Raw genomic sequence first — 26930 nt, forward strand, 5'->3', positions numbered from 1 at the left:
GCGCGGTGGCTCCAGATTTTGGGTATTCGCCCCAAGCCGGGGCCACCGCGCCCACGACGAAACCTGCAAGGATAGGGAGACAGTGGCCATCCGCGCCGGTAACGGCAGATGCGTGGGCCACCACGGGCCATTGCCATCAGGGGCGCTATACTGAAACCAGTGCCATCCGCATTGGCAATGCCGTTCGCGCCGGTAGCGCCAGCAGTTTATTAGAACCGCCGCGCCCACCACGAATCCGCAAAGCCACCAATCCCGATAAGCCAGCCCCCCCTGCAAGGGGTCGCTTTCTTTTGGTTACTTTTCTTTACGAGTAAAGAAAAGTGACACCTCCATGTGCCCAAGAGCCTGACACCACTCCGCCTTTAGGCCCTGCAACCCTAAATCATGCCCCTAAAAAACCAAAGAATTAAATATAAATACTCCAAAAAAACCAACTGAAATAGCAATAACCATTGATGACCAGCTAAAAAAATCCATATTGCCGCAACCAGCACAGCCAGTTCTCGCAAGACCGGGCCGCCGCCCATCCCTACCATGGCTTCACACCGGCGCACCGCGCGGCCCGGCGCCCGGAGGCGCCAGCGGCGGCAGTGCGGCTGCGGCCGGATCGCCCTTGCGCAACGTCCAATCACCATGGCAAATATCGAATCCAGACTTTCCGCCGGCAGCGAAGCATTCCAGGCCAATCGCGCCGGCATGCTTGCCCTGCTGGAGCGTATCCGCGCCTTTGAACAGCGTGCCGCCAATACCTCCGCCGCCTCGCGGGAGCGCTTCGAGAAGCGCGGGCAACTACTGCCGCGCGAACGGCTGGCGCTGCTGCTCGACCCGGGTGCGCCCTTCATCGAGCTGTCCTCGCTGGCGGGGCTCGGGCTGGACAACCCGGACCTCGATAAAAGCGTGCCCGGCGGCGGGCTGATCGCAGGCATCGGCTTCGTGTCCGGCATCCGCTGCATGATCAGCGCCTCGGACTCCGGCATCAATGCCGGCGCCCTGCAACCCAAGGGCCTGGACAAGCAGCTGCGCGTGCAGGAGATCGCGCTGGAGAACAAGCTGCCCTACGTGCAGCTGGTGGAGAGCGCCGGCGCCAACCTGATGACCTACAAGGTCGAGGATTTTGTGCGCGGCGGGAACCTGTTCCGCAACCTGGCGCGCCTGTCGGCGGCCGGGCTGCCCGTGGTGACGGTGACGCACGGCTCGTCCACGGCCGGCGGCGCTTACCAGACCGGGCTGTCCGACTATATCATCATGGTGCGCGGCCGCTCGCGCGCCTTCCTGGCCGGCCCGCCGCTGCTGATGGCCGCCACCGGCGAAGTGGCCACCGAGGAAGAACTCGGCGGGGCGGTCATGCACACCACCGTGTCCGGCCTGGGCGACTACCTGGCCGAGGACGACCGCGATGCGCTGGGCATCGCGCGCGACATCCTGGGCAAGATCGACTGGCCGCGCGAGCAGCCCGCCGTGCGCGCCTTCAAGCCGCCGCGCTACGACGCCGAGGAGCTGCTGGGCGTGATGCCGATGGACCACAAGCGGCCGGTGGACATGAAGGAGGTCATCGCCCGCATCGCCGACGACTCCGACTTCCTCGAGTTCGGCGGGAACTACGGCGGCGCCACCGTGTGCGGCCATGTGCGGATCGAAGGCTGGCCGCTCGGCATCATCACCAACAACGGCCCGATCGACCCGGCCGGCGCCACCAAGGCCACGCACTTCATCCAGGCCTGCTGCCAGTCGCGCACGCCCATCCTCTACCTGAACAACACCACCGGCTTCATGGTGGGCCGCAGCTACGAGGAGGACGGCATCATCAAGCACGGCTCCAAGATGATCCAGGCAGTGAGCAATGCCACCGTGCCGCAGATCACGATCTACTGCGGCGCGTCGTTCGGCGCCGGCAACTACGGCATGTGCGGGCGCGGCTTCCATCCGCGCTTCTGCTTCTCGTGGCCCAACGCCAAGACTGCCGTGATGGGCGGCGAACAGGCCGCCCGCACGATGGCCATCGTCACCGAGGCCGCCATGAAACGCAAGGGCGGAGAAGCCGACACCGCCCAGCTCGAAGCGCTGCAAAAGGGCATCGTGGAACGGTTCGACCGCCAGATGAGCGTGTTCGTCACCAGCGCGCACGTGCTGGACGACGGCGTGATCGACCCGCGCAGCACGCGCGCCGTGCTGGCCAACGTGCTGGCGATCTGCCGCGAAGGGGACGCCCGCGCGCCGCAACCCATGCAGTTCGCCGTGGCGCGCCCCTGAGGCGGCCGCCGGCAGACCAACCCGACACAAGGATCCGCGACATGCAACTCACCACCGAACACGAGGCGCTGCGCGCCACCATCAAGCGCTTCATCGCCGAACAGGTCAACCCATATGTGGACGCATGGGAAGAGGCCGAGATATTCCCCGCGCACGAGGTCTTCCGCAAGATGGGCGCACTGGGGCTGCTGGGCCTGTCCAAGCCCGAAGCCGACGGCGGCTCGGGGCTCGACTACTCCTACAGCGCCGTGCTGGCCGAGACCCTGGCCGACATCAACTGTGGGGGCGTGCCGATGGCCATCGGCGTGCAGACCGACATGGCGACGCCCGCGCTCGCCCACCACGGCAGCGAGGAAGTGCGGCGCGAGTTCCTGGCGCCCGCCATCAGCGGCGAATACGTGGCCTGCCTGGGGGTGTCCGAGGTGGGCAGCGGTTCCGACGTGGCATCGATCAAGACCACCGCGCGCCGCGACGGCGACGACTACATCATCAACGGCGGCAAGATGTGGACCACCAACGGCACCCAGGCTGACTTTTGCTGCGTGCTGGCCAACACCTCGGACGGCGCGCCTCACCGCAACAAGACGCTGATCGTGGTGCCGATGAAGACGCGCGGCGTCTCCGTGGCCAAGAAGATCCGCAAGATCGGCATGGACTCGTCCGACACGGCACAGCTCTACTTCGACGACGTGCGCGTGCCGCAGCGCTGGCGCATCGGCGAGGAGGGCATGGGTTTCACCTACCAGATGGAGCAGTTCCAGGTGGAGCGCCTGTGGGGCGCGCTGAACACCTGCGGGGTGTGCCAGAAGGCCATCGGCCTGACCATCGAATACACCCGCGAGCGCAAGGCCTTCGGCCGCTCGATCCTGGACAACCAGTGGGTGCACTACACCCTGGCCGAGCTGCAGACCGAGGTGGAGGCGCTGCACGCGCTGTGCTGGCGCGCCGTGGGGATGATGGTGCGCGGCGAGGATGCCACGCGCCTGGCGACCATGGCCAAGCTCAAGGCCGGCCGCCTGGTGCGCGAGGTATCGGACCGCAGCCTGCAGTTCTGGGGCGGCATGGGCTATGTGATGGAAAGCCCGGTCTCGCGGATCTTCCGCGACGGGCGGCTGACCTCCATCGGCGGCGGCGCGGACGAAGTCATGCTGCAGATCCTGTGCAAGTACATGGGTACCTTCCCGCAAGGGAAGTAGGCGCAGGGCAGGCCAGACAGAACAACATCCATATCGGGGCACCATGAAGCAGTCCACGCCATTCCACAAGATCCTGATCGCCAACCGCGGCGAGATCGCCCTGCGCGTGATGCGCAGCGCGGCCGCGCTCGGCTACCGCACGGTGGCGGTCTATTCGAGCGCCGATGCCGGCGCCCGCCACGCCGCCGAGGCCGACCAGGCGGTGCATATCGGCGACGCCGCGCCGGCGCAGTCCTACCTGCGCATCGAGGCCATCATCGACGCGGCCCGCCGCACCGGCGCCGATGCGGTGCATCCCGGCTACGGCTTCCTGGCCGAGAACGCGGCCTTCGCGCGCGCTTGCCGCGAGGCCGGGCTGGTCTTTATCGGGCCATCGCCCGAGTCCATCCTCGCGATGGGCAACAAGGCCGGCGCCAAGCGGCTCATGATGGCGGCGGACGTGCCTTGCATCCCCGGCTATCAAGGCGAAGACCAGAACGAAGCGCGGCTGTGCGCCGAAGCCGAACGCATTGGCTTCCCAGTGATGATCAAGGCCACGGCGGGCGGCGGCGGGCGCGGCATGCGGCTGGTACCGGACGCGCGCGCCTTCGCCGAGCTGCTGCGCAGCGCGCGCTCGGAGGCGCAGGGCGCCTTCGGCGATCCGGAGGTGATCCTGGAGCGTGCCGTCGTCGAGCCGCGCCACATCGAGATCCAGATCCTGGCCGACCGCTACGGCAACGCCATCCACCTGGGCGAGCGCGACTGCTCGGTGCAGCGCCGCCACCAGAAACTGATCGAGGAGGCGCCATCGCCCGCCGTGAGCCCGGAACTGCGCGCCCGTATGGGCGCCACCGCCGTGGCCGCGGTCAAGGCGATCGGCTACGAAGGCGCCGGCACGCTGGAATTCCTGCTCGACCGCGACGGCAACTACTACTTCATGGAGATGAACACGCGGCTGCAGGTGGAGCATCCGGTCACGGAGGCCATCACCGGGCTGGACCTGGTGGCGCTGCAGTTGCGCATCGCCGCCGGCGAGCCGCTGCCGCTGGCGCAGAAAGACGTGCGCTTCTCCGGCCATGCCATCGAGGTCCGGCTGTGCGCCGAGGACGCGCAGCAGGGGTTCATGCCGCAGAGCGGCACGGTGGCGCTGTGGCAGGCTCCGGCCGCGCTGCGGACCGAGCATGCGCTGCAAAGCGGCGCGGCGATCCCGCCATACTACGACTCCATGATCGCCAAGCTGGTCAGCCACGGCGCGGACCGGGAGGAAGCCCGCCGCAGGCTGGCGCGCGGGCTGGAGGACCTGGTGGCGCTGGGCGTGACCACCAACCAGGCCTTCCTGGCGCGCTGCCTGGCGCATCCCGCCTTTGCCGCGGGCGAGGCGACCACCGCCTTTATCGGCCAGCACCAGGACGCGCTGCTGCGCGAGGACCCCGCCCGGCACGGGCGCGCCGCCGCGCTGGCCGCGCTGCTGCTCTACGAGACCGCGCCTGGCCGCGCGCCGGGCGTGCCGTCCGCCAGCCTGTCACCGGCGCTGCCGATCGGGCTGCGCTATCGCGTGGCCGGTGCCGAGCACCAGGCCAGCCTGGCATTCCTGGGGGCCAACCGCTTCGAGGTCCGTCTCGGCGAGGCACGCCACGCCTTCGAAACCCTCCAGCTGACGGCAAGCACGGTGCGCTTTTGCTGCGACGGCGTGGTCGAAAGCGCGGTGTTCCATCGCGACGGCAACACGCTGCTGCTGCGGTACCAGGGCCACCCGGTGCGGGTCGAGGACCATACCCGCATTACCGCGGAACGCGCCGGCGAGGCGGCCGGCGACGGCAAGCTGCGCGCCTCCATGAACGGCCGCGTGGTCAATGTGATGGTGGCCGCCGGCGACCGCGTGGAAGCCGGCCAGCCCATGGTCACGCTCGAAGCCATGAAGATGGAACATATCCACGTGGCGCCGGCCGCTGGCCGCGTCGGCGCGGTGCACGTGCAGGTGGGCGACCAGGCCGCGGCCATGCGCGTGATCGCCGAGATCGAGTTCGAGGCGCAGGCGGCATGAGCGCGCCATGCCTTGCGCCATGTCTTCCAATCGATGTCTTCCAACTCTTTCAGTTCTTCCAATTCTTCCAATTCTTCCAATAGCGAGCAAGACACCATGAGCGAAACGGAAACCCCGGCTGTCCTGCACGAGCAGCGCGGCGCCGCGTTCTGGATCACCATCAACCGGCCCGACAAGCGCAACGCCATCAACAAGGAGGTGGTGGCCGGCATCCGCGCGGGCTACCGTGCCGCCCACGCGGACTCCTCGGTACGCGCCATCGTGCTGACCGGCGCGGGCGACAAGGCCTTCTGCGCCGGCGGCGACCTGCAGCCCGGCAAGGGCTTCGCCTTCGACCTGTCGCAGCCCAACCTGGACTACGCCGACATGCTGCGCGAAGCGCAGCAGGCCACGCTGCCCACCATCGCCCGCGTCAACGGCACCTGCATGGCCGGCGGCATGGGCCTGCTGTGCATGACCGACATGGCCGTGGCCGCCGACAACGCGCTGTTCGGCCTGCCCGAGGTGAAGGTGGGGGTGTTCCCGATGCAGGTGCTGAGCCTGCTGCAGGCACTGGCGCCGCTACGGCTGGTGCGCGAGTGGTGCATCAGCGGCGAGCCGTTCTCCGCCGCCGAGGCCAAGGCCGCCGGCCTGGTCAACCACCTGGCCGCGCCGGGCGAACTGGATGCCCGCACCGAGTGGCTGGTGGCGCGCGTGGCCGACAAATCGCCCACCGCGATCCGGCGCGGCAAGTACGCCATGCAGGCCATGGCGTCGATGAGCTTCGCCGAAGGCATCGCCTATACCGAAAGCCAGATCGCGCTGCTGGCCATGACGGAGGACGCCCGCGAAGGGCTGGCCGCCTTCAACGAAAAGCGCAAGCCGGTCTGGACCGGCAGATGATGGCGCCGGCGCCCGCCGGCAATTTGTCAGACAACTTGCGAGATGGAACTTGCGAGACAGGGGAGTCGCATATGGGAGATGCCGTGACTGGGAAGCCATCCTCACTGTCGCCGGGCGATAGCCCCGGCATGCTCGCGCTGGGCATGGCCGACTGGCTGTGCCGGCGCGCCGCGCGCGGGCCGCAGCGGCCGGCGCTGACCTGCGCCGGCCAGACCTGGACCTACGCCGAGCTGGTGGCCAGGACCGGCCGGATGGCCACGGTGCTGGCGGCCGGCGGCGTGCAGCCAGGCCAGCGCGTAGGCTACCTGGGGCTGAACGATCCCCTGTTCCTGGTCACGCAATTCGCCTGCGGCTGGCTGGGCGCCGTCTTCGTGCCGCTCAACTTCCGCCTGACCGGCCCGGAACTGGCCTTCATCGTCAACGATGCCGGCGTGCACACGCTGTTTGCCGACGACGGCTACACCGGCCTGATCGACGAAGTCCGCCCCCGGCTGGAATGCCAGCGCTACCTGGGCCGCACCGCCGCGCCGGGCTGGGAAGGGCTGGATGCGCTGATGGCAAAGGCCGCGCAGGCCGGCGCCGTGCCGCCGCTGGCCGCCACCCACCCCGACGACGTGGCCGCCGTGATGTACACGTCCGGCACCACCGGCAACCCCAAGGGCGCCATGCTGACGCACGGCAACTTCTGGTCCAACAACCTCAACGTGATGTTGATGAGCGACATCGCCAGCACCGATGTCGCGCTCAACTTCGCCCCGCTGTTCCATGTGGGCGGCATGTGCTGCGTTACCTTGCCGATCCTGATGGCCGGAGGCCATCTTGTCCTGCAGCGCAGCTTCGACCCCGCCGGCGTGATGCAGGACGTGGCCGAACACCGTGTCACGGTCAGCTTTGCCGTGCCCGCCATGCTGCTGTTCGTCAGCCAGCACCCGGATTTCGAGCGGGCGGACCTGTCCAGCCTGCGCAGCATCTCGGTAGGCGGCGCGCCGATGCCGGAGCCGCTGCTGCGGCTGTTCTCCGCGCGCGGCATCCCGGTCAACCAGGGCTATGGGCTGACCGAGACCGCCGCCGCCACCACCTTCCTGGCCCCCGAGCGGGCCCACGACAAGCTGGGCTCCTGCGGCACCCCGGCGTTCCTGACCGAGGTGTGCGTTCGGGCATTCGACGGCACGCCGGTCACCGCCCCGCACGAGCGCGGCGAGCTCTGCGTGCGCGGCGCAAACGTGATGAAGGGCTACTGGAACCGGCCCGACGCCACGGCCGGCGCCTTCTACGAAGGCGGCTGGTTCCGCACCGGCGATGTGGGATACGCCGACGAAGAGGGCTTCTACTACATCTGCGACCGCCTCAAGGACATGGTCATCACCGGCGGCGAGAACGTCTACCCGGCCGAAGTGGAAAGCGTGCTGTACGAGCACCCGGCCATCGCCGAAGTCGCAGTGATCGGCGCCCCCGACCCGCGCTGGGGCGAGCACGTGGTGGCCGTGGTGGCGCTCAAGCCGGGCGCCAGCCTGACGCTCGAAGCCTTGCAGGCCTTCGCCGAAACCAGGCTGGCACGCTACAAGCTGCCGCGCGAACTGCGCGTGGTGGCGGCGCTGCCGCGCAATCCGACCGGCAAGGTACTCAAGATCCGCCTGAGGGAACAGGCCACGGCCTAGGGCAGGGCGAGGACAAGAACTTCAGGAGATAAGCCATGGCCGGACCGACGATCGATTTCTGGCAGGCCCGCTTCGAGGCCGGCCAGACCCCGTGGGAGCGCGATACCGCCAGCCCGCAACTGGGCAAATGGCTGGCCGCCGGCGAGATCCGGCCAGGGGAGGATGTCGTCGTGCCGGGCTGCGGCGGCGGCTGGGAAGTCGCCGCCCTGGCCGCCCACGGCGTGCGCGTGCGCGGCCTCGACTATGCACCCGCCGCGCTGGCACGGGCGGCCGGCCGCCTGGAGCGGCAAGGCCTGCGGGCGCCGCTGGAGCAGGCGGACGTGCTGCAATGGCAGCCGCCGGGGGCTGTCGATGCCGTCTACGAACAGACCTGCCTGTGTGCCTTGCACCCGGACCACTGGACGCGCTACGCCGACCAGCTCCACGCGTGGCTGCGGCCCGGCGGGCGGCTGTTCGCCCTGTTCATGCAGATGCGCCGCGATAGTGCCGCGCAGGGCATCGTCGAAGGCCCGCCTTATCACTGCGATATCAACGCCATGCGCGCCTTGTTCCCGGCCGGGCGCTGGGAATGGCCAAAGCCGCCATTTGCCGCGGTGATGCATTCCAATGGGGCGTTTGAACTGGCGATGGTGCTGGAGCGGCGCTGATCCCGGGGCTCAGGGACCTCACGCCTGGCTTTCGAAAGCCACGTTCCGGCAAGATCCAGAGCACACAGCAAAGTGTGATCGAAAAGGCGCCATCGCCTGTCAAGCTTCTGCCTGAAGGCCTTCAGCGACGGGAAGCATGCCGCCGCCGCACGCTCGCAGGCCGGCCTGTTGGACACCTATACCCCTATACCTATATCCAACACGGCAAACGTGGCCAGGAAGGCGGCAGCAAGTGTGCCGGATCATAGGTATGGAGCGGCTTTGGACAGTCGGGAGCAAGTCCGGGATTGCCCATTGCCGTACCCGTGACCTATCGTTACTCAGGTGCAGACCTCGGCGCAGGACGTCCCCCCGGAGGCCCCAAGGAGAAGCCATGAGCAAGAAGTCCCATATCACGACTTATATTGTCATCGCGATGATTCTCGGCGGCCTGGTCGGATACGCTTGCCACACTGCCTTCCCGGATCCCAGGCTCGCGAAAGACGTTGCCGGATACATCTCGATCGTCACCGACGTGTTCCTGCGGCTGATCAAGATGATCATCGCGCCGCTGGTCTTCTCCACGCTTGTGATCGGCATTGCACACATGGGCGATGCCAGTACCGTGGGGCGCGTCGGCGTCAAGGCATTGGGCTGGTTCATCACCGCGTCGCTGGTATCCCTGACGCTGGGCCTGATCATGGCCACCCTGATGCAGCCGGGCAGCCACATCGGCCTGCCTCTGCCCGAGGTGGGCGCCGCCACCAACCTCAAGACCAACGCCTTCACGCTGAAAGACTTCGTGGCCCACACGGTGCCCAGATCCGTGGCCGAGGCGATGGCCAACAACGAAATCCTGCAGATCGTGGTCTTCTCGATCTTCTTCGGCACGGCCCTGTCCGCCCTCGGCGAGCGGGGCGCGCGGATGGCCGGCGTGATCGAGGACCTGGCGCAGGTGATGCTGAAGATCACCGGTGCGGTAATGTGGCTGGCGCCGGTGGCGGTGTTCGCCGCCATTGCATCGACAGTGACGACGCAAGGCCTTGGCATCCTCCTGACCTTTGCCAAGTTCATGGGCAGCTTCTACCTGGCCCTGATCGTGCTGTGGGGGCTGCTGACACTGGCGGGCATGGTGTTCCTCGGCAAACGGACCTTCACGCTGATCCGCCTGATCCGCGAACCGTTCCTGCTGTCGTTCTCCACGGCGAGTTCGGAAGCCGCTTACCCCAAGCTGCTGGAAGCGCTCGACCGGTTCGGCGTCAACCGCAAGATCTCCAGCTTTGTGCTGCCGTTGGGCTACTCGTTCAACCTGGACGGGTCGATGATGTATTGCACATTCGCGGTCCTGTTCATCGCCCAGGCGTACGACATTCACCTGCCGCTGGGCACCCAGATCACCATGCTGCTGCTATTGATGCTCACGTCGAAGGGGATGGCGGGCGTGCCGCGCGCATCGCTGGTGGTGATCGCGGCCACGCTGAACCAGTTCAACATGCCGGAAGCGGGCCTGCTGCTGATCATGGGCGTCGATCAGTTTCTCGACATGGGCCGCTCGGCGACCAATGCCGTGGGGAACTCGATCGCCTCCGCCGTGGTGGCCAAGTGGGAAGGCCAGCTCGCCGAGTCCACCCTTGATGAGGGCGAGGGCGGCATCGGGGGCGAGCCGGTGCCGCTGCACAAGCCGGACGCCGTGCACGCGTAGCCGTCTGGGCGCAGACCTGGGAGGAGCGCGCATGCATTCCCTACAAGTACGCCAGTGGATCCTGGCCGGCCGCCCGATGCTGCAGGCTGCCATGGCCCTGTGCATGGCGATATGCGTTGGCATCGTTTCGGCGCAGGAACCCATCGAACTGGCCGGCACGCTGAAAAAGGCCAAGGACACCGGCAGCCTGACCATCGGCTATCGGGAGTCGTCCCTGCCGTTCTCGTATCTGAATCAGGCCCACAGGCCGATCGGGTACTCGATCGACATCTGCACGGCCATCGTGCAGGCCGCCGGAGCGGAAGTCGGACGCGAGCTGTCGATCCAGTGGGTGCCTGTCACGTCCGAAAACCGCTTTGACGCCATTGTCTCGGGCAAGATCGACCTGGAGTGCGGATCGACCACCCGCAACACCGAGCGTCAGCAGCTTGCCGCATTCTCGCCGGTGATCTTCATTGCCGGTACCAAGCTGATGGTGCCGCATGGCTCGCCAATCAGATCGTTCCGTGACCTGAAGGGCAAGACCGTGGTCGCCACGGCGGGCACGACCAACGCCCAGGCGCTGGAACGGCTGTCCGCCCGCTTTGATCTGGGACTGAAGATCATCCGGGCGCGCGACCATGCCGATGCGTTCGAGGTGCTGCGGCACGGCGGCGCCGACGCCTATGCGGGAGACGATGTGCTCCTGTACGGCTTCCTTGCCAAATACGCCGCCGGCAAGAAGTTCGACATCACCCGCGATTTTCTCTCCTACGATCCGTACGGGATCATGCTGCGCAAGGGCGATCCCCAGTTCTCGGCCGTCGTGGACAAGGCCGTTCGCGACCTGATCACCTCCGGAGAGCTGGAGCGCCTGTACAAGCAATGGTTTCTCAACCGGCTGCCCACTGGCGAGCGTCTTGGCATTCCGATGAGCGCGCAACTGGAGGACCTCATCGGTGCGACGCCGGAACAGCCGAACTAGAAGCGCATCGGCACAAACCGGTGTCAAAAATGACGCCCGCAAAACACGTGGATGGCCGCCGCTCAGCCTGATTCCTCAAACATCGAAATAGAGATAAAACTCCCACGGGTGCGGCCGCAGCTTCAACGTATCGATCTCGCGCCTGCGCTTGTAGTCGATCCAGGTGCTGATCACGTCTTCCGTAAAGACGTCCCCTTTTAGCAGGAAAGCCGAATCGGCCTCCAGCGCCGACAGGGATTCCTCGAGCGACCCCGGGACCTGGCGGATCTTTGCGGCCTCCTCGCGCGGCAGCTCATAAATGTTCTTGTCGAGCGGAGCGCCCGGATCGGTCTGGTTTTCGATGCCGTCCAGCCCGGCCAGCAGCATTGCCGAAAAAGCAAGGTAGGCATTGGCGGAAGGATCGGGGCAGCGGAATTCCACGCGCCTCGCGCCCGGCGCAGCGGAATACATCGGGATCCTCGCGGCGGCGGAACGATTGCGCTGCGACATGGCCAGGTTGACCGGTGCTTCGTAGCCCGGCACCAGGCGCTTGTAGGAATTCGTGCTCGGGGCGCACAAAGCCATCAGGGCCGGAGCGTGCCTGAGCAAGCCGCCGATGTACCAGCGGCACATTTCGGATGTCAGCGCCCAGCCGGCCGCATCGAAGAACAGGTTCTCGCCGTCCTTCCACAGGCTCTGGTGGCAATGCATGCCGCTTGCGTTGTCCGCGAACAGGGGCTTTGGCATGAACGTCGCGACCTTGCCATGCCGGCGCGCCACGTTCTTGCAGATGTACTTGTACATCATCACGTTGTCCGCCATCCGGGTCAGCGGCGCAAAGCGCATGTCGATCTCGTTCTGGCCCGCGGTCGCCACCTCATGGTGATGGATCTCGACCTGGATGCCGGCCTCCATCAGCGCCAGGACGATCTCGGAGCGGATGTCCTGCAATGTGTCGTGTGGCGGGACAGGAAAGTAGCCTTCCTTGTAGCGTTGCTTGTAGCCGAGGTTGCCCCCGCCATAGGCACCCTCGTCGCGACCCGAGGTCCATTCCCCTTCGGCCGATTCCACATGGTAGTAGCCTGAGTGCTGGTCCTGTCCAAAGCGGATGGAATCGAATATGAAGAACTCCAGCTCGGGGCCGAAGTAGCAAGTCGTGGCGAGGCCGGTCCGCTGCAGGTACGACTCCGCCTTTCTGGCGATATGACGCGGATCGCGGGAATAAGGCTGCTGCAGAACCGGGTCCAGCACGTCGCAGATGATCGATAACGTCGGCGTTTCGCAGAACGGATCGACAAAGGCGGTCGCCGGGTCCGGCCTCACCAGCATGTCGGACTCGTGAATCTCCTGGAAGCCGCGAATCGAGGAGCCGTCGAAGCCGATGCCCGACGTGAAAAGCTCGTCGTTGACTTCGGGCAGGGTAATCGAGAAGTGTTGCCACAGACCGGGCAGGTCCGTGAACCGGAGGTCGACCACCTGGATGCCGTGCTTCCTGATCAGGTCGATCACGTCGCCCGGATGATTCGGCCGCTCGACGCGATAACTCCCCGGCTCGATTGAGACCATCGACATGGCTGCCTCCCTTGTCTGGCTGCGGCATAGTCCAACCTTAGTCCGTCCGGACCTGGAAGAAAAGCGCGCTGGGCGCACGTGCCGCCAGCGCAACTTGTGGGGCTATCACGGCTGGCGCGATTCACCCAGGCAGCGCCTGGAGCGGCAAGGCCTGCGGGCACCGCTGGAGCAGCAGTTGGGCCAGGCAGTAGACCGGGTGCAAGCGCTGTACCGAGGTAGGCGAAGTCCGTCCGTGACCCGCACCCCGGGGTTACGCGCGACGGTGCGGTGAACCGATTTTCGGAAAAGTCAGGGCATCACCGATGAAATTTCCCAAACAACACTGACCGCATCTGCCGCCAACATCGGCGCAGCAGCCAATCAAGCACCCCCATCGTGGGTAATCCCCAACCCGCCGTAGCCAGTCCGCACAAGCGCCACCCCGATAGTTTTGTTACGGTGACACGGGCTGGCGGAAGGGCGGCACGTTCGGCCGCAAGCAGCCAACCGGTCTGCGCCGGAACCGCAATCGACGCGCTTCCCGCGACCGCCCCCGACACATCGCGCGGCCAGCGCGCCACGGCACAACCGGGACAGGAGACAAGATTGGAGATTCTCCAGCTAACCATCTCAGGCATAGCGCTGGGCTGCATCTATGCGCTGATCGCCCTGGGCTTCGTGCTGATCTACAAGGCCACCGAGACCGTGAACTTTGCCCAGGGCGAGTTCATGATGCTGGGCGCCTTTGCCGGCGTGGTGCTGACCATGATGGGGCTGCCGCTGTGGCTGGCGGTGCCGTTGACGGTGGCGGGCATGGCGGGTTTCGGCATGCTGGTGGAGCGGCTGGCGATCCGGCCGATCCTGGGCCAGCCGCAGTTCACGGTGGTGATGCTGACCATCGGCATGGGCTACGTGATGCGCGGCCTGATCACCATGGTGCCGGGCATCGGCGCTGGCACGCATACGCTGCCGGTGCCTTACCAGGGCATGGTGTGGCGCACGGGCGGGCTGGTGCTGAGCGTGGAGCAGGTGGCGGTGATCGCGGTGACGGCGGCGCTGTGCGTGCTGCTCTATCTGGTGTTCCGCTACAGCCGTATCGGCGTGGCCATGCAGGCCAGCTCGCAGAACCAGCTCGCGGCTTATTACATGGGCATTCCGGTGCGGCGCCTGAATGGGCTGGTGTGGGGCCTGTCGGCCGCGGTGGCGGCGCTGGCGGGGCTGTTGCTGGCGCCCATCACCTTTGTCCACGCGAGCATGGGCCTGCTGGGGCTGAAGGCTTTCCCGGCCGCGGTGGTGGGCGGGTTCGGCAGCCTGCCCGGCGCCATCGTGGGCGGGCTGGTGATCGGGGTGGTGGAGTCGCTGGCGGGCTTTTACCTGCCGGAGGGCTTCAAGGATGTGGCGGCCTATGTGGTGGTGCTGATCATGCTGGCGGTCAAACCCAACGGCCTGTTCGGCGAGAACCTGCGCAAGAAGGTATAGCGATGCGATTCCTCTTCAAGACCGACTACCGCCAGGACCTGCGCCTGGCCCGCCAGCCCGGCCAGCGGCTGTGGTATGGGCTGCTGATGGCCTGCCTGCTGGTGGCGCCGGGCTGGGCCAGCAGTTACTGGGTCGCGCAGCTTGGCTTTGTGCTGATCTATGCGATCGCCGGGCTGGGGTTGATGGTGCTGTCCGGGTTCACCGGGCTGCTGTCGATCGGGCATGCGGCCTTTCTCGGCGTGGGGGCGTATGCGCAGGCCTGGCTGACCGGCCACGGCGTGCCGTTCGTGCCGGCCCTGGTGGCCTCGGCGGCGCTGTCGGCGCTGGCCGGTGTGGTGGTGGGGCTGCCGGCGCTGCGGGTCAAGGGCATCTACCTGGCCATCGCCACGCTGGCCTTCGGCTTTATCGTCGAGGAGGGGCTGGCGCGCTGGGAGGGCGTGACCGGGGGCAACGCCGGGCTGGCGGTAGGCGCGCCGGAACTGGCTGGCTACACGCTGGACAGCCCGGTGGCGTTCTATTACCTGTCGCTGGCGGTCTGCGTGCTGGCCACGCTGGGCGTGCTCAACCTGCTGCGCGGCGCGACCGGGCGGGCCTTTATCGCGATCCGCGATTCCGAGATCTCGGCGCAGAGCATGGGCATCCACCTGGCGCGCTACAAGACCCTGTCGTTCGCGCTGTCGGCGGCGCTGGTGGGCCTGGCCGGCGCGCTGTACGCGCACAAGCTGCGCTTTATCTCGCCCGAGCAGTTCGGCATCGGCCAGTCCATCGACCTGTTGCTGCTGGTGGTGGTGGGCGGCCTGGGTTCCGTGCACGGCGCGTTCCTGGGCGCGGCGTTCCTGATCGTGATGCCGCAGCTGATCGTGCTGGCCAAGGACTGGCTGCCGCCGGCCATGGCGCAGGCCAGCGGCTTGCAAGCGCTGATCTACGGGCTGGTGCTGATGGCCTTCGTGCTGTTCGAGCCGATGGGGCTGTACGGGCGCTGGTGCAAGATCCGCACCTACCTGGAGCTGTTTCCCTTCTACCGCCAGGGCATGTTCCGGCGCCAGAAGGCGTTCCAGCGCTCCGAGCGCCTGAAATAAGGAGACCTGGACCATGTCGCACAGCCATTCCGATACCCTGCTGAGCGTGCGCGACCTGACGGTGCGCTTTGGCGGCGTGCTGGCGCTCAACGGCGTGAGCTTCGACGTGCGCCGCGGCGAGGTCTTTACGCTGATCGGCCCCAACGGGGCCGGCAAGACCACGGTCTTCAACCTGATCAGCCGCATCTACCCGCCCACCAGCGGCGAGATCCTGTGGCAGGGCGAGGCGCTCACGCGCATGCCGCCGCACGCCATTGCGGCGCAGGGCATCGCGCGCACCTTCCAGAATATCGAGCTGTTCGAGCACGCCACGGTGCTGCAGAACCTGCTGATCGGCCACCACACGCACCGTGCCGCCGGCTTCTGGGCGGACCTGCTGTTCACGCCCGCGGCGCGCCGCTCGGAGCTGGCCGCGCGCCGCAAGGCCGAGGAAATGATCGAGCTGCTGGACCTGCAGGCGCACCGCGACGCGCTGGTGGCGGGCCTGCCCTATGGCGTGCGCAAGGTGGTGGAGCTGGCGCGCGCGCTGTGCAGCGGGCCGCGCCTGTTGCTGCTGGACGAGCCATCGTCGGGGCTCAATGTGGAGGAGACCGAGGACATGGCGTGGTGGATCCGCGATATCCGCAGCGAACTGGGCATCACCGTGCTGATGGTGGAGCACGATATGAGCCTGGTGTCGCGCGTGTCGGACCGGGTGCTGGCGATGAGCCAGGGCCAGGTGCTGGCGCAGGGCACGCCGGCCGCGGTGCAGGCGCACCCGGGGGTGATCGAGGCCTACCTTGGCACCGTGGACGATGTGGCTTCGCTGCGGAGGGCGGCATGAATCTCGCGCAAGGCGCAGACAAGCTGCGCGGCCTGCAGCCAGCCCCGGTGCTGGCGCTGGCCAATGTGGAAAGCGCCTACGGTCCGGTCAAGGCGATCCGCGGGGTGAGCCTGAGCGTGGCGCCGGGCAGCATCGCCACCGTGCTGGGCGCCAACGGCGCCGGCAAGACCACCATCCTCAAGACCATTTCCGGAGTGCTGGACCCCACCCGCGGCGGCATCGCCTTCAAGGGCGCGAGCATTGCCGGGCTGGATCCGGCGCAGATCGTGCGGCGCGGCCTGAGCCATGTGCCGGAGGGCAGGGAGGTGTTCCCGCTGCTGTCGGTGCGCGACAACCTGCTGATGGGCGCCTACACCCGGCGCGACCGCGACGGCGTGGCCCGCGACATGGAAGCCGTGTACGGCTATTTCCCGGTGCTGCGCGAGCGCGCCGGCCAGGACGCGGGCCTGCTGTCGGGCGGGCAGCAGCAGATGCTGGCGATCTCGCGCGCGCTGATGGCCGCGCCCGAGCTGATCCTGCTGGACGAGCCAAGCCTGGGCCTGTCGCCCAAGCTTACCAAGGACATCTTCGAGATCGTGGTACGCATCAACCGCGAGCGCGGCACCACCATCCTGCTGGTGGAACAGAACGCCAATATGGCGCTCAACGCGGCGGACTACGGCTATGTGCTGGAGAACGGCCGCATCGTGGCCGAGGACACCTGCGCCGCGCTGCGCGAGAAGGACGATATCAAGGAGTTCTACCTCGGCATGAAAGACAGCGGCGTGCGCGGCGAGCGGCGCTGGAAGAAGCGCAAGACCTGGCGCTAGCCCGCGATCCCGATCCCGACTGACCGTTTTTCCCCGGAGAGCCATCCATGGCGAAACCAGCAGCGCACACCATGCAGCCCTTGTCCGAAGCCGCGTTCGAGACCCTGCCGCAGATGTTCTGGCACGCCGTCGACGTGCGCGGCGACGCCGTGATGATGCGGCAGAAGGATCTCGGCATCTGGCGCAGCTACAGCTGGCGCGAGGTGGGCGAGATCGTGGCCGACGTGGCGGCGGGGCTGGCGGCGCTGGGCCTGCAGCCGGGCGAAGTGGTCTCGGTGCTGTCGAACACCAGCCGCGAATGGGTGTGGAGCGACCTGGGCGCGCTCACGGCCGGCGCGGTGGTGAGCGGTATCTATCCGACCGATGCGCCGCCGCAGGTGGAATACCTGTGCCAGGACTCCGGCACCGTGGTCCTGTTCGTTGAAAACGAGGAGCAGCTCGACAAATACCTGGAGGTGCGCGAGCGCCTGCCCGGCCTGCGCCGCGTGGTGGTGTTCGACATGGAGGGGCTGGCCGGCTTCGAGGATGCCGCGGTGATGAGCTTCGACGCGCTGCTGGCGCTGGGCCGCCAGGCGCGCGCGCGGCAGCCGGACTGGCTGGCGGCCAGGCGTGCCGCCGGCGGCGGCGAGGCGCTGGCGGTGCTGGTATACACGTCCGGCACCACGGGACGGCCCAAGGGCGCCATGCTGTCGCACCGCAACGTGCTGCGCAGTTGCCTGACGCTGCGCGCGTTCCTGCCCGCCACCACGGTGGGCGAGCGCATGGCGTTCCTGCCGCTGTGCCATGTCTCCGAGCGGATCTTCGGCGAATACTACGCGATCCTGTGCGGCGCGGTGGCCAACTTCGTCGAGAACCCGGACACCATCTTCGACAATATCCGCGAGATCCAGCCCGACGCCTTCCTGGCGGTGCCGCGCGTGTGGGAAAAGATGTACTCCAGCGTCACCATCGCCGTGCGCGAAGCCACCGGCCTGCAGCGCCGCGCCTATGCCTGGGCGATGGCGGCCGGGCAGGCCCGCGTGCACGAGGCGGGGCAGGAGCCGCGGCTGGCCCCCGGGGCGCGCCTGAAGCTGTGGCTGGCCGATACGCTGGTGCTGGGCAATGTGCGCCGCATGATGGGCCTGAACCGCGTGCAACTGGCGGTGACCGGCGCGGCGCCGATCTCGCCGGACCTGATCCGCTGGTATATGGCGCTGGGCATCGAGCTGCACGAGCTGTGGGGCATGACCGAGATCACCGGGGCCGCCACCTGCAACCCGCCGGGGCGCACGCGCCCGGGCAGCATCGGCGTGGCCCTGCCGCAGACGGAGGTGCGTATCTCGCACGAGGGCGAGCTGCTGGTGCGCGGACCGCAGGTCTTCATGGGCTACCTGAACCTGCCCGCCAAGACCGCCGAGACCATGGTGGATGGCTGGCTGCGCACCGGCGACATGGGCCGGGTGGACGAGCAGGGCTATTTCTATATCACGGACCGCATGAAGGACCTGATCATCACGGCCGGCGGCAAGAACGTCACGCCCTCCGAGTGGGAGAACCAGCTCAAGTTCAGCCCCTACGTGACCGACGCCGTGGTGATCGGCGACCGCCGGCCCTACCTGAGCTGCCTGGTGATGATCGACCAGGACAACGTGGAGCAGTGGGCCCAGGAGCACGACGTGCACTTCTCTGACTACGGCTCGCTGTGCCGCAGCAAGGAGGTCGTTGCGCTGGTGGGGCAAGAGATCGACAAGGTCAACCAGCAGTTCGCGCGGGTCGAGCAGATCAAGGCGTTCCGGCTGCTGGAGACCCGCCTTGGCGCCGAGGACGAGGAACTGACGCCGACCATGAAGCTCAAGCGCAAGCTCGTCAACGACAAGTACAGCGGGCTGATCGAGTCGATGTACCCGGCCAAGGTGGCCTGAACGCAGGCAGCGCCAACCGCAGCCCCAACCGCAGCCCAACAGGAGGCGCCATGAGCCATGCAGCCAGCATGGGTCCCGTAACCCTTGTCCGGCACGGCCGCATCGGCCTGCTTTGCATCGACCATCCGCCAGTCAACGCGCTCTCGGTGGCGACGGTGGCCGGGCTGGACGCCAAGGTAGCCGCCTTCGAGGCCGATCCCGCGCTGGATGGCCTGCTGATCTGGTGCGCGGGCCGCACCTTCGTGGCCGGCGGCGATATCGCCCAGTTCGACGCACCTGGCTTCGACGCGGCCCCGTACAACCGCATCCTCGCCCGCATCGAGGCCAGCGAACGGCTGGTGGTGGCGGCCCTGCACGGCACCGCGCTCGGCGGCGGGCTGGAACTGGCGCTGGCCTGCCATTACCGGCTGGCGCTGCCTGGCGCCCGGGTCGGCCTGCCCGAGATCAGGCTGGGCCTGCTGCCGGGCGCGCTGGGCTCCCAGCGGCTGCCGCGGGCCTGCGGGGCGGCGCTGGCGCTGGACCTGATGCTGAGCGGGCGCATGCTGGACGCGGAAGCGGCCTTGCGCGCCGGCATCGTCGATGCGCTGGCGACCGGCGAGCCACTGGCGGCCGGCCTCAACTACCTGGAAGACCTGCTGGACAGGCGGGCGCCGCCGCGCCGGCTGTCCGCGCTCCCGGCGTCGACGGCTGGCCTGCCGGCTGATTTCTTCTCGCAGGCCTTGTTGCGGGCCAGGCAGGAGCAGGCGCGCTATCCGGCCGCCGCGGCCATCGTGCGGGCGGTGGAAGCCGCCGCGACCCGGCCGTTCGCCGAGGGCGAGGCGCTGGAGGCCGCATTGCTTGCGTCCTGCGTGGTCTCGCCCGAATCGCGGGCCCTGCGCCACCTGTTCCTTGCCGAACGGCAGGCAGCCCGGGTGCCCGGCGTGCCCGCTGGACTGCTGCCGCGCGTGCTGCACACCGCCGGGGTGGTTGGCGCCGGCACCATGGGCCGCCGCATTGCCATGAGCCTGGCCGATGCCGGCATGCCGGTAACCCTGGTCGAGGCCAGCGGGGCCGCGCTGGCGAAAGGGCTTGCCTCGGTGCGCGCCAGGTACGAGGCGGACGCGGCGGCCGGGCGGCTGCGGCCGGAACAGGTGGCAAGACGCATGGGCCTGATCGCCGGGACCCTGGACTACGAGGCGCTGGCCGGCTGCGAACTGGTGATCGAGGCCGTGGTCGAGGACATGGCGCTCAAGCAGCAGGTCTGCGGGCGGCTTGGGCGCCTGTGCAAACCCGGTGCGATCATCGCCACCAATACCTCGACGCTGGACGTGGAGGTGCTGGCCGAGGCCAGCGGCCGGCCAGCCGATTTTGCCGGCCTGCATTTCCGCAACCCGGCCAATGGCGGCCGGCTGATCGAGGTGGTGCGCGGCAGCGCCACCGCACCCGACGTGCTGGTGACGGCCATGCAGCTGGCGCGGCGGCTCGGCAAGGTGGCGGTGGTATGCGGTGTGTGCTTCGGCTTTATCGGCAACCGCATGGCCGAAGCCTACCTGCGAGAGAGCGAATTCCTGTTGATGGAGGGCGTGAGCCCGGTGCGGCTCGATGCGGTCATGGAGGCCTGCGGCATGGCAATGGGACCGTGCCGCATGCTGGACGTGGCCGGGATCGACGTGAGCGCCAAGATCGTGCTGGAGTATGGCAAGGCCGGCGGCCTGCCGCCCGATCCCGCCTATCGCGCGGTGGTGCGCACGCTGTTCCGGCTCGGCCGCCTTGGCTGCAAGAGCGGGGCCGGCCTTTACCGGTACCCCGGCGGGGCAGCGGTGGCGGACCCCGAGGCCGAGCGCATCTGCCGCGCGCTGGGCCGCGCGCACGGCATTGCCCGCCGCACGGATATCAGCGACGCCGAGATTGCCGAGCGCCTGCTCTATCCCCTGGTCAACGAGGCGGCCAAGCTGCTGGAGGAGGGGGTGGCAAGCCGCCCCGGCGATATCGACATGGTGTGGACCGCCGGCTACGGCTACCCGGATTATCTCGGCGGCCCGGTCTGGCAGGCGGACAGCATCGGCCTGGCGCGCATCGTGGCCGGCCTGGAGCGCTACGCCCGGCTGCGCGGCAATCCTTATGACTACTGGGACGTGTCGCCCTTGCTGGCAACCCTGGCGCGCGGCGGGCAGCGCCTGTCCGACTGGGTGGCGCCGCGGCCGGAAGCCGGCGCGGCCCCCATCCCCTCAGCGCCTGGCTCGGCGGCAAGGCCAGCCGGGCAAGGCAGGATTCACCCGGGACCCAAGCCGCCGCAGAGCGTGCATTGACGTCGATGCAGTTCGCAGAAACATAACGCCACCATAACGCCAACAATCAAGGAGACAACCATGATCTGGAAAACCACCGTCGCCGCCGTTGCCCTCGCGCTCAGCGCCAGCGCCGGCGCACAGACCCGCGGCGTCAGCGACAAGGAGATCGTGCTCGGCCTGATCACCGACATGTCCGGGCCGATCGTCAATTACGGCAGGGAGTCGCGCAACGGCATGACCATGGCCGTGGAAGACATCAACGCGCGCGGCGGCGTGCAGGGCCGCAAGCTGCGGGTGGTGGTGGAAGACAACGGCTACGAGCCCAGGCGCGCCGTGCTGGCGGCGCAGAAGCTGGTGACCCAGGACGGCGTGTTCGCCATCATCGGCCATCTGGGCACCGCGCCCAATATGGCAACGCTGCCGTTCCTGCTGCAGAGCAAGGTCTTCAATTTCATGCCGCAGAGCGCGGCGCGCGATATGTATGAGCCGCCCAGCCCGTACAAGATCGCGCTGGGGCCGTCCAATTTCCTGATGTCCACCACCATCATGGATTATTTCCTGAAGCAGAAACCCTATCAGCGCATCGGCGTGCTGTACCAGGACGACGACTATGGGCGCGAGTCGCTGGAAGGCGCGCAGGCCTATTTGAAGACGAAGAACCTGGCCGTGGTGGAGAAGGTCTCGTACAAGCGCGGCGCCACCGACTTTTCCTCGCAGATGGCGCGCCTGAAGGCGGCCAACTGCGATCTGGTATTCAACGCCTCCACCATGCGCGAGTACGTCGCCTCGGTCCAGGAAGCGCGCAAGATCGGCTTCAATCCGGTCTTCGCGGGCACTTCTGCCAATTATGCGCACCAGGTGCCGCTGCTGGGCGGCAAGGCAATGGAGGGCCTGCATGCAGCCGCCTTCACCATGCTGCCCTATGCCGACGATCCCAATCCGGCGGTACGCCAATGGGCCGCCGCCTACAAGAAGCGCTTCAACGAGGATCCCGGCGTGTACTCGATGTTCAGCTACTACGCCTACGTCACCTTCGCCACCCTGGCCGACAAGGCAGGCCGCAACCTGACCGCGGAGACTTTCAACGCCGCCATGGAGTCGACCCGGCTGCCGCCGGATGCGCTGGGCAACCCGGGCTTCAACGTCTCGGCCACCAACCGGCTGAGCAACGACCGTATCCGCATCATGAAGGTGGTGGGCGACAAGTGGATTCCCGCCAGCGAACTGCTGCCACCGCCCAAGTTGTGAATTCGGCGGACCCGGCCGGAGGAGGCCAGGGACAGCGTTTGGGCCCCGCCGCCTTCACGGGCGGCGGGGCCGGGGATAACGGACAACGTGCAACGGAACATCGGAGAGAGACATGAGTACGGCAACGGAACAGGCGCGCGAGCGTATCGGCCGCATCGCCCTGGGCGACGTGGTGCACCGCTCCGCCCGGCGCTTCGGCGCCCGGACAGCGCTGATCGAGGGCGAGCACAGCCTTAGCTACGCGGCGCTGGACGCCGCCACCAACCAGTTCGCCCATTACCTGCTCGGCCAGGGCATGCGCAGCGCCGAGCGCGTCGGCATGCTGTGCAACAACTCGATCGGCATGATCGTGGCGCTGCTGGGCATCCAGAAGGCGGGCATGGTGTGGGTGCCGATCAATACGGCCCTGGCGCCGGATGCGATCCAGTACATCCTGGAACATGCCGAGGTGACGCGGCTGGTGGCGGACGCGTCCGTGCTGGCGCGGCCCGGCGTCGGGGAACTGGTGGCGGCGCTGCGCCTGCCCGTCGTGCTGCTGGAGCCGGCGGGCGAGGCGGCGGGCAATATGGCGGGGATCGCCGCGACCCGATATGCCGGCGCGCTGGCCGGCCAGCCGGCTACGCTGCCCGACGTGGACATCGCCAGCAGCCAGCTGGCGCAGATCATGTACACCAGCGGCACCACCGGGCCGCAGAAAGGCGTCATGCACTCGCACGCCTCGGTGCACTCGGTGCTGGCCGCCAACCTGGTCGACACCGGCTGCGGCACGGCCCGGGAAGTCTTTACCTGCCTCCTGCCGATGTTCCACTGCGCCCAGCACGGCAATACCATGAGCGCGCTGCTGGGCGGCCATACCGTGGTGGTGGGGCGCGGCTTCGACCCTGCCAGGGTGCTGGCCGACCTGGCCCGGCACCGGGTCACCATCGTCGTGGCGCTGCCGATGATGTACCGGGCCATGCTGGAACACCCCCGCTTCGCCGGCACCGATCTGTCCGGCGTGCGGCTGTGCATCTACGGCATGGCGCCGCTGCCCAAGAACCTGCTGCTGCGCCTGCTCGATGCCTTCTGTCCCAGTTTCATCCTGTGCTCGGGCCAGACCGAGATGTACCCAGCGGCCACCATCTTCGAGGTGGAAGAGCAGCGCAAGCGCTTTGGCGCTTACTGGGGCGTGGGCACCGTGGTCAACGAAGTGGCGGTGATGGCCGACGACGGCAGGCTGCTCGGTCCCGGCGAGCCGGGCGAAATCGTGTTTCGCGGCCCCAATGTGATGCTGGGCTACTACAAGGATCCGGAGGCCACCGCCCGCGTGCAGCGCTTTGGCTGGCATCACTCCGGCGATCTCGGCATGCTGGACGAGGATGGCCAGCTGCTGTTCCTCGACCGCATCAAGGACATGATCAAGAGCGGCGGCGAGAATGTGCCGTCGATCAAGGTCGAGGAAGTGCTGCTGCGCCACGCCGCCGTGGCCAATGCGGCCGTGGTGGGGCTGCCGCATGCGCGCTGGGGCGAGGCCGTGACGGCCTTCGTTACCCTCAAACCGGGTGCGGCAGTGGGGCAGGGGGAACTGGGCGCGCACTGCAAGGCCCATCTCGGCGGCTTCGAGGTGCCCAAGGATGTGGTACTGCTGGCGGCCTTGCCAGCCACTTCGACCGGGAAAATCCAGAAATTCGAGTTGCGGCAGCGATATCGGGCGCACTACGATGAAGCGCCGGAATCGCCGGCCTGAGCCATAAAGTGATCCATGCCATGCCTGGCGATCGCCGGGCATAGCCACCTGACGCAAGACGCGGCCTGCGCCCTGGGGCTACGCTGGCCCTGGCGTTGCCTGTGGGACCGCCAGGGCACCACGGTGGTGCGGCTCAGGACCTGGCAGCGCGACCCTACAACTAGCTGGCCTGACGGCGCACCGCACGGTGCACGGACAGCGCCTGGCAGGAGACCAAGGACATGCGGATGCAAGCACCAGGCATTGCGTGCCCGCCGGTTACGACCATGGCGCCCGGCGCCAGGGACGGCGCCGGCCGGGTGATGTGGATCACGCCCGAGCGGCTGTTCTATGCCGGCCTGCTGGGCTCGCCCTCGATACGCAATATGGGCGGGTTACTGATCTATGTGGCCTTGCGTGCACCTATCCGCATCCGCTTCGACGCTGGCCCCTGGGAATCCACCGACCTGGCGGTGGTGCCGGCCTATATGCCGCACTCGGTCGCCTGCGACGACCGGATGATCTGCGACCTGGCGCTGGAGGCGGAAAGCGTCGACCTGGCGCGCCTGCCCGCGGTGATCCGCGGCCGGGCCGGACCGGTGGACGATGCCGGCTTCGTACGCCACGTGCGCCACGCGCATGCCTACCTGAGCGAGCGCGGCCGGGACCTGGACCTGCGGGCGGACAGCTTCGACGACATCTTCTTCGGCCAGGCCCTGGCGCGGCGCCAGTTGGATCCCCGCATCGAAGCGGTGGTGCAGCGCATCCGCGATGCGCCTTCGGCCACCGCCACGGCGGAATCCTGCGCCGCCTCGGCCCATCTCTCGTTTTCGCGCTTCCTGCACCTGTTCAAGGAGGAAGTCGGCACGCCGTTCCGCAGCTTCCGCACCTGGAAGCGGGCGCGCAGCCTGTTGCACTACGTGACCCAGGACTCCAACCTGGCCCACGTGGCGCTGGACACCGGATACCCCGACTCCACGCATTTCAGCCACTCCATCCGCCAGGTCTACGGGCTCAAGCCCAGCGATATCTTCGCCGGCTCGCGCAAGCTCGCCCTGATCGGCGAGCGGATGGCGGTGGGCGGCGGCATGCCTGGCTAGCCAGCCCACCGGGGCAACTGGCTAGCGGGACGGGCTGGCTTCGCTCTCCGCCCGCAAGGCCGCCTTGTGGATCTTGCCTGCCGGCGTCAGCGGCAGCGCGTCTCGCAGCACCACCTGGCGCGGCACCTTGTAGTCGGCCAGGCGAGCGGCGCAATAGGCGCGGATCTCCGGCTCCGTCACTTGGCTGCCCGGCTTGGGTACGATGTAGTAGCGCCCGATCTCGCCCATCACGGGGTCGGGCACGCCAATGCCCGCGACCATCATGACGGCGGGATGACGGGCGATCACCCCTTCGATCTCCGCCGGGTAGACGTTGAAGCCGCCCTGGATATACATATCCTTCTTGCGGCCTTTCAGATGGATATAGCCGCGCTCGTCGACGTAGCCGAGATCGCCGGAATGCAGCCAGCCCTGCGCGTCGAAACCGTCAGCGCCAGCCGCGCCCCCGACATAGCCCGGGCAAACGCCGGCGCCGCGGAACCAGAGCTCGCCGATCTCGCCTGCTGCGGCGCTCTCGCCGGCAGGCGTGACCACGCGCACGGCGGCGCCATCCAGCACGCGGCCGATCGATTGCATCAGGTCCTGCCGTTCGGCCCCCCAGGGCGTCATCACAATGGCCCCCGACGATTCGGACAGGCCGTACAGGTTCATCACCGTGGCCTGCGGCATACGCGCCTGCAGTTGCTCAAGCAGGGCGGCGTCCACCGTGGCGCCGCCCACGATCACCAGCCGGACCGAGGAAAAATCCACCCGGGCGGAATCCGGGTGCATCAGCAAGAGCGTGGCCATGGTCGGCACGCCCGAAAAGATGGTAGGCGGGTGCCGGCGCATCATGGCGAGCACCAGGTCTGCCTTGAAGGCCGGCACCAGTTCGCAGGTACCGCCGCCCAGCAGGAAGTTAAGCACCCCGCAGGTGATCCCGCCCACGTGGTTGAAGGGCAGGGCGAGCTGGATATGATCGGCGCCGGTGGTGCGCACATGGCGCGACTGGGCCAAGGCGGAAGCCAGCATGCTGCGGTGAGTCAGGCCGGCGCCCTTGGGCCGTCCGGTCGTGCCCGAGGTGTAGATCACCATGGCGAGGTCATCCGGCCCGACCATGGCTTCGGCGGCATCCAGCGCCTTGGTTTCCCGAGCGGTGGCCGCCAGCGCGGAAAACCGCGGCAGGCCGGTGGCGGGCGACGACATGTCCGGCGGCAGCGGCGCGTCGATCCGCACGACATGCCGCAGGCCCGGCGTGCGCGGCGCCAGCCGCTCCAGCATGGCGAGGAAGTCGAAGCCGTCGGATTCCGGCACCGTGAAGACGGCTTTGGCGGCACTGTCATTGAGCATATGCTCGATCTCGTTGTCCCGGTAGCGCACACTCAGGCCCACCACCGCGACCCCGATACGGGTCGCCGCGTAGAACAGCTGCAGCCACTCGATCTGGTTCAGGCCGATCACGCCAATGCGGTCGCCATGCTTGAGCCCCAGGCCGAGCAGGCCGCAGGCCAGTTGCGCGGAGGCAGCCTCGACCTCGGCATACCTGTGCGCCTGCTGCCCGCACAGGTATGCGGCGCGCTGGCCCCATTGCCGGCTGGCCTGGCGCAGGGCGGCACCGATGGTGGCGGGCGGCGGGTTGGTGGTCATGCGATTCTCCTGGCGTTGACGGATGCGTGAACCTGGCGCGCGGCACGATGCCATGCCCG

At 67.7% G+C, this 26930-nt stretch carries 20 protein-coding genes; 17 read left to right on the plus strand and 3 right to left on the minus strand.

Translation table 11 applies throughout. The features are described 5' to 3' along the window. Nucleotides 1-377: 377 nt before the first annotated feature. Nucleotides 378-635 carry a hypothetical protein gene (locus AC3FOF_RS26435; protein ID WP_488728293.1) on the minus strand — a complete coding sequence of 86 codons (258 nt, stop codon included), beginning with the start codon at nt 633-635 and terminating at the stop codon, nt 378-380. On the opposite strand from AC3FOF_RS26435, the gene AC3FOF_RS26440 reads away from it, so the two are divergent. The 8 genes from AC3FOF_RS26440 to AC3FOF_RS26475 all read left to right on the plus strand — a co-directional run bounded on the left by AC3FOF_RS26440 (nt 634) and on the right by AC3FOF_RS26475 (nt 11301). After that, nucleotides 634-2250 carry an acyl-CoA carboxylase subunit beta gene (locus AC3FOF_RS26440; protein ID WP_488728294.1) on the plus strand — a complete coding sequence of 539 codons (1617 nt, stop codon included), beginning with the start codon at nt 634-636 and terminating at the stop codon, nt 2248-2250. The two genes, AC3FOF_RS26435 and AC3FOF_RS26440, sit on opposite strands and share 2 nt — an antisense overlap. Nucleotides 2251-2291: 41 nt before the next feature. Further along, nucleotides 2292-3446, plus strand: coding sequence for an acyl-CoA dehydrogenase family protein (locus AC3FOF_RS26445; protein ID WP_276264822.1), 1155 nt, complete (start codon nt 2292-2294; stop codon nt 3444-3446). Between the two features lie 43 nt (nt 3447-3489). Next, a complete protein-coding gene (locus AC3FOF_RS26450) occupies nt 3490-5469 on the plus strand; it encodes an acetyl/propionyl/methylcrotonyl-CoA carboxylase subunit alpha (protein ID WP_488728295.1) in 1980 nt (659 codons plus the stop codon). A gap of 96 nt (nt 5470-5565) precedes the next feature. After that, nucleotides 5566-6351: an enoyl-CoA hydratase/isomerase family protein gene (locus tag AC3FOF_RS26455; RefSeq protein WP_488728296.1), complete on the plus strand. Its 786-nt coding sequence runs from the start codon at nt 5566-5568 to the stop codon at nt 6349-6351. Nucleotides 6352-6434: 83 nt separating this feature from the next. After that, nucleotides 6435-8009: an acyl-CoA synthetase gene (locus tag AC3FOF_RS26460; protein WP_488728297.1), complete on the plus strand. Its 1575-nt coding sequence runs from the start codon at nt 6435-6437 to the stop codon at nt 8007-8009. Nucleotides 8010-8044: 35 nt separating this feature from the next. Continuing rightward, complete coding sequence (locus tag AC3FOF_RS26465) at nt 8045-8656, plus strand: methyltransferase domain-containing protein (RefSeq protein ID WP_488728298.1); 612 nt, start codon at nt 8045-8047, stop codon at nt 8654-8656. Between the two features lie 373 nt (nt 8657-9029). Beyond that, entirely contained in the window at nt 9030-10337 is a 1308-nt protein-coding gene (locus AC3FOF_RS26470) for a dicarboxylate/amino acid:cation symporter (protein WP_017224080.1), read from the plus strand. 91 nt (nt 10338-10428) lie between these two features. Then, nucleotides 10429-11301, plus strand: coding sequence for an amino acid ABC transporter substrate-binding protein (locus tag AC3FOF_RS26475; protein WP_430869530.1), 873 nt, complete (start codon nt 10429-10431; stop codon nt 11299-11301). 75 nt (nt 11302-11376) lie between these two features. Here AC3FOF_RS26475 and glnA read toward each other — a convergent pair whose 3' ends face one another. Beyond that, nucleotides 11377-12852 carry a type I glutamate--ammonia ligase gene (gene glnA, locus AC3FOF_RS26480; protein WP_488728299.1) on the minus strand — a complete coding sequence of 492 codons (1476 nt, stop codon included), beginning with the start codon at nt 12850-12852 and terminating at the stop codon, nt 11377-11379. A 585-nt stretch (nt 12853-13437) separates the two neighbouring features. Between glnA and AC3FOF_RS26485 the strand changes: the two genes are divergently transcribed. The 9 genes from AC3FOF_RS26485 to AC3FOF_RS26525 all read left to right on the plus strand — a co-directional run bounded on the left by AC3FOF_RS26485 (nt 13438) and on the right by AC3FOF_RS26525 (nt 25245). After that, entirely contained in the window at nt 13438-14310 is an 873-nt protein-coding gene (locus AC3FOF_RS26485; RefSeq protein WP_017224083.1) for a branched-chain amino acid ABC transporter permease, read from the plus strand. A gap of 2 nt (nt 14311-14312) precedes the next feature. Then, nucleotides 14313-15389, plus strand: a complete 1077-nt coding sequence (locus AC3FOF_RS26490; RefSeq protein ID WP_017224084.1) for a branched-chain amino acid ABC transporter permease — start codon at nt 14313-14315, stop codon at nt 15387-15389. 13 nt (nt 15390-15402) lie between these two features. Further along, nucleotides 15403-16212 carry an ABC transporter ATP-binding protein gene (locus AC3FOF_RS26495; protein WP_488728300.1) on the plus strand — a complete coding sequence of 270 codons (810 nt, stop codon included), beginning with the start codon at nt 15403-15405 and terminating at the stop codon, nt 16210-16212. Beyond that, nucleotides 16209-17021: an ABC transporter ATP-binding protein gene (locus AC3FOF_RS26500; RefSeq protein ID WP_488728301.1), complete on the plus strand. Its 813-nt coding sequence runs from the start codon at nt 16209-16211 to the stop codon at nt 17019-17021. The genes AC3FOF_RS26495 and AC3FOF_RS26500 overlap by 4 nt, the downstream gene beginning before the upstream one ends. 47 nt (nt 17022-17068) lie before the next feature. Beyond that, nucleotides 17069-18922 (plus strand): AMP-dependent synthetase/ligase, encoded by a 1854-nt coding sequence (locus tag AC3FOF_RS26505; protein ID WP_488728302.1) that lies wholly within the window; start codon nt 17069-17071, stop codon nt 18920-18922. Between the two features lie 50 nt (nt 18923-18972). After that, nucleotides 18973-21210 (plus strand): 3-hydroxyacyl-CoA dehydrogenase NAD-binding domain-containing protein, encoded by a 2238-nt coding sequence (locus AC3FOF_RS26510; protein ID WP_276264829.1) that lies wholly within the window; start codon nt 18973-18975, stop codon nt 21208-21210. Nucleotides 21211-21270: 60 nt separating this feature from the next. Beyond that, entirely contained in the window at nt 21271-22440 is a 1170-nt protein-coding gene (locus AC3FOF_RS26515; RefSeq protein ID WP_488728303.1) for an ABC transporter substrate-binding protein, read from the plus strand. Nucleotides 22441-22552: 112 nt separating this feature from the next. Next, entirely contained in the window at nt 22553-24166 is a 1614-nt protein-coding gene (locus AC3FOF_RS26520; RefSeq protein WP_488728304.1) for a class I adenylate-forming enzyme family protein, read from the plus strand. A 221-nt stretch (nt 24167-24387) separates the two neighbouring features. Further along, on the plus strand, nt 24388-25245 hold the full coding sequence (locus AC3FOF_RS26525) for a helix-turn-helix domain-containing protein (protein ID WP_017229548.1): 858 nt from the start codon (nt 24388-24390) through the stop codon (nt 25243-25245). 21 nt (nt 25246-25266) lie between these two features. Here AC3FOF_RS26525 and AC3FOF_RS26530 read toward each other — a convergent pair whose 3' ends face one another. Beyond that, complete coding sequence (locus AC3FOF_RS26530) at nt 25267-26871, minus strand: AMP-binding protein (protein ID WP_488728305.1); 1605 nt, start codon at nt 26869-26871, stop codon at nt 25267-25269. Nucleotides 26872-26930: the final 59 nt, after the last annotated feature.

The sequence above is a fragment of the Cupriavidus sp. 96C5-1 genome, assembly GCF_057798855.1.